At 71.2% G+C, this 4,089-nt stretch carries 5 protein-coding genes; all 5 read right to left on the bottom strand.

Annotation, left to right across the window (positions count from 1 at the left end):
• Nucleotides 1-332 precede the first annotated feature (332 nt).
• Nucleotides 333-1,481, bottom strand: a complete 1,149-nt coding sequence (locus tag VNL12_RS07450) for a glutamate--cysteine ligase (protein ID WP_325593091.1) — start codon at nt 1,479-1,481, stop codon at nt 333-335.
• Between the two features lie 76 nt (nt 1,482-1,557).
• Nucleotides 1,558-1,773, bottom strand: a complete 216-nt coding sequence (locus VNL12_RS07455) for a hypothetical protein (protein WP_325593092.1) — start codon at nt 1,771-1,773, stop codon at nt 1,558-1,560.
• The gene (locus VNL12_RS07460) at nt 1,770-2,351 is read right to left on the bottom strand and encodes a hemerythrin domain-containing protein (protein WP_325593094.1); all 582 of its coding nucleotides are present in this window, start codon (nt 2,349-2,351) and stop codon (nt 1,770-1,772) included. The genes VNL12_RS07455 and VNL12_RS07460 overlap by 4 nt, the downstream gene beginning before the upstream one ends.
• 88 nt (nt 2,352-2,439) lie before the next feature.
• A complete protein-coding gene (locus VNL12_RS07465; protein WP_325593098.1) occupies nt 2,440-3,444 on the bottom strand; it encodes a YihY/virulence factor BrkB family protein in 1,005 nt (334 codons plus the stop codon).
• A gap of 1 nt (nt 3,445) precedes the next feature.
• Nucleotides 3,446-4,089 (bottom strand): DUF3618 domain-containing protein (locus VNL12_RS07470; RefSeq protein ID WP_325593101.1); only part of this gene is annotated, 644 nt, incomplete at its 5' end.

Genomic DNA, 4,089 nt, shown 5'->3' on the forward strand with positions numbered 1-4,089 from the left:
TGCGTAGCGGCCGCGATGCGGGTCCTCCAGGCGGCCTGGCCCCGGTGTTGCTCGTCGGTCTGGGTTCGTCCTCGCCGGCCCGGGTAGCCAGTGGTCATGACCATCGAGACCGGAACCAGCCTCACCTGCGCGAGCCCCGAGTGCCCGTGCTCGCTCCAAGTGATCGAGCCCTGTCCCCACGGTGATGACTTCACGTGCGGGTGCGGTCACGCCCTCCAGCCCGAGGGCCGCGAGCCCCTCCCGCCGACACCGGGCGCCTGAGCCAACTCGCGATCCCTGCGCTCGAGGTCCTCGCCCCGTTCGACGACGGTGCCGAGCAGCCCGGGTCCGGCTCATGGGGTCGTGGCGGCGACGAGGTGGTCCACCACGTCGGTGACATCCGATCGCGACGCGTAGGCCCGCCGCTGACGGGCGGCCCCGGTTCCGTCGTGGACCAGCCTCTCGACCCCGGCGGTGACCTCGTCCAGGTCGCCGTGCCGCTCGAGCACCGGGCGCACCTTGGTCAGCAGGGCGCGCACGACCGAGGCGGCAGGCCGGATCTCGCTTGTCTCCAGATCGAGGAGGCGGTCGTCGAGCCCGTATCGCGCCGCTCTCCACACCGCGGCACGGAGCACCTCGGGGCGCGGCACGGGGCACGGCTTGCCGTCGAGGACATCACCGTGGCAGGTCTCCACCAGGGCGCGCACCAGGCCGGCCACGGTGACGCACTCGTCGACGGTGACCATCACGTCGGCGGGGCGGAACTCGAGCGTGGCGTACCGGGCCGACGGTCGCAGGTCCCAGTAGAGGCGGGCGGGTGCATCGACGACGTCGAGCTCCTCCATGGTTGCGACCAGCTCGTCGTACTCGCGGCGCGACGAGAACGGCTCGGGGATGCCCGCGGTGGGCCACCGGTGGAAGACCTCGGTGCGGTAGCTGCAGTAGCGGGTGTCGGTGCCGGACCAGAACGGTGAGTTGGCGCTCAGCGCGATGAGCAGCGGCAGGTGGAGCCGAGCGTGGTTCATGACCGCGATGGCGACCTCCGGATCCGACACGCACACGTGCACGTGGCAGCCCGACACCACCTGCTCGTCGGTGAGCCGGCCGTAGGTCTCGGCCAGGTCGAGGTACGCCGCGGCCGGGGTGACGCCGCCGTCGGCCGACCAGTGCGACCAGGGGTGGGTCCCCGAAGCCATGACCCGGGCCCCGCGAGCCCGCGCCGCGCGGTCGAGGCGCTGACGCAGGGAGGTGACCGAGGTCCGGAGATCGTCGAGCTCGTGGCAGACCGCTGTGCCCGTCTCAACCTGTGATCGGCTCAGCTCCCGGTCGATCTGATCGTGCGCCGCCGTCTCGGCGGCGTGCACCACATCTTCGGCGTCGGTGCGCAACGCCCCGGTGAGCTCGTCGACGACGAAGAGCTCCTCCTCCACCCCGACGGTGAAGTCCTCCGAGTCATCGTGGGCGGGGAAGGCGTCACCCTCTCTTGCGCAAGATCCGCTCACCGCCTGGAAGCGAGGCCGAGCGAGGTGTGTCGCACGCCGAGCCCTGAGTCGCAAGGGCGGCGGACCTCGACCGGCCTCACAATCGCGAAGCCAGGATGCGGCGCGCCCGAGTGGCGACCGAGCGGTCGTTGGTCGCCAGCTCGTCGAAGAGCTCGGCCATCTCGTGGTCCTCGGCGACGCGGGCATCAGCGGCGAACCGCTGGTAGCCGTAGCAGTCCTTCAGGGCCTGCTGGAGGAGGATCAGGTTGTAGTCCGAGTCGTCGACCCCCGTGTCGGGCTGGACCTCGGTCACGGGACTGCCTTCTTGGCCCGCTCGAGGGCCTCTCGCCCGGCGTCACGGGCGCGGTCGATGGCGGCCGATGCCAACCCGCCGGCGATGTTCCCCGGAGGCGTGTCCGGCGAGCGAGGGTGCGGATGGGTCGGGACGATGCCCTTGGCCCGGTCCATCGATCCACCGAGCTCGGTCAGCGCCTTGCGCTTGAGCACCTTGCGCACGGCGGGGAACATCTCGCCCTCCTCCTCCTCGATGTGGTGACGGATGGCTTCGATGAGCACCGTGACCTTGGCGTCGAAGCGCTCGGCCTCGGGATCCATGCCATCGAGCTCGGAGAGCAACCACTTGGCCACGCCGTGCTCCTCGAGGCTCTCGAGGACCATGTCCTTGGCGTCAGGCACCTCGGCGGCACGAACGGCCGGGTAGAACATCTGCTCTTCGATCTCGGCATGGATGGAGAGCTCCCGAATGATGTCGTCGACGATCTTGCGCTTGGTCTTGGCGGCGCCTCCGCCGGCCTTCTCGAAGCGCTTGAACAACTTCTCGACGGCCTTGTGATCGTTCTTCAGCAGGGTGATCGCATCGATGTCGGGCATGTCGCCCTGCTGCCCGGCGCCGCCCGAACGAAACCGCCCGATGCGTCTCGGGCCGACGGCAATGCGGCCCCGGGACCGCAGTGCCGCGTCAGGCCGGCGAGTCCCCGACGGTGTCGGCGACGTGGGCGTCGCGCTCGCCCATGGGCTCGCGGTGGCCCTCGGTGGTGTCGACCGCCGTCTGGTGCTCGGTCTCCGCGTTGAGCTCGGCGCCCATGATCACCACCGCCGCAGAGATCATCAGCCAGAGCATCAGCACGACGACCGCACCCAGCGACCCGTACGTCTCGCCGTAGGAGCCGAAGTTCGACGTGTAGATCGAGAAGGCGACCGATGCGACCACCCACAGCACCGTGGCGACGACCGTCCCGGGCGCGGTCCACGCCCACCGCGGCTCGTCGCGATCGGGACCGTACCGGTACAGGACCGCCAACCCCAGGAGCAGGCCGATGCCGAGGAGGGGCCAGCGGAGGATCGACACCGCGCCCCGAGCCAAAGATCCCAGGGACGTGTCGGCGACCACCGCCGGCAGGGCGGTGATGACGCCGATGGCGATGACCATGAACGCCACCGCCCCGACGGTGAGCACCAAGGCGGTGCCGCGGAGCTTGAGGAACCCCCGCGTCTCGCGCTCGTCGTAGGCGACGCTGATGGCGGTGATGAGGTGCTTCATGCCGCTCGACGCCGACCAGAGGGCGAGCGCGACGCCCAGCACCGCGGTGACCCCGAGGCCGCCGCTCGAGCTCTCGGTGATCGAGGTGAGCTGCTCCTCGACGAGGTCACGCACCTCGGCGGGCGCCGCAGCGAGGGCATCGGAGACCTGCCGCTCGACGTCGGCCGGGTCGGCGACCATGCCGTACACCGATACCAGGGCCACCAGCGCCGGGACCAAGGAGAGCAAGGCGTAGAAGGCGACGCCCGCCGCCAGGAGGGCGACGTTGTCGTCCTTCGCCTCGGCCTTGGTGCGCTTGGCGATGTCCTTCCAGCCCTCACCGGGGATGGCGCCGGGCTGAGGAGCGTCACGTCCCCGTTGTGCCTCGACGGGTTTCCCGTCGACGGAGCGGTCGGGGGCGTGACGCCCGGTCGTGGCGGCCACGTCAGGGCCTGGTGTCCTGCGAGGCCGTCCGAGCCTGGTTCTGGGCCTCGTCCTTGACGGTCTGGGCCTGGTCCTGAGCGGTGCCCTTCACGTCCTGCGCCGCGCCCTGCGCCTGGTCGCGCACGGTCGTCGCGGAGCCCTTGGCGCTCTCGGCGACGGCCTGTCCCGCATCCTGGGCGACGGGCTTCACCTCGTCCGCGACGTGGCGGGCGGCGCCGCCCACCTCCGACGCCAGCTCGTCGACCCTCGGCTGCACCCTCTGGGCCAGCTGACGCTCCTTGTCCGACTCCGGCAGCAGGGTCGCGGCCAGGAGCCCGGCGCCGAAGGCGACGAGGCCCGCGCCGAGGGGGTTGCCCTGGGTGGCCTGGGTCGCCTTCTGCGGTGTCTGGCCGAGCGTGGACGCCGCGCTCGAGGCACGGTCCGACGCACGGTCGGTGAGGCCAGGACCGTCGCCGGGATCGGGCGACGGCACGGCGCCCATGACGCGGGTGCGCACGTCGGTGAAGCGACCGCGCACCGCCGCCTTGCGGCGCTCGGCCATGCGACCGGGACTGACCCGGTCGCCGACCATCTCGAGGTCGGTGGCGATCGCCTGGCGCTGGCGCTCGGCCTCGGCGCGCAGATCATCTGCTCTGGTGCTCATCG

It is taken from the genome of Iamia sp. (genome assembly GCF_035575815.1).
Classification (GTDB): domain Bacteria; phylum Actinomycetota; class Acidimicrobiia; order Acidimicrobiales; family Iamiaceae; genus Iamia.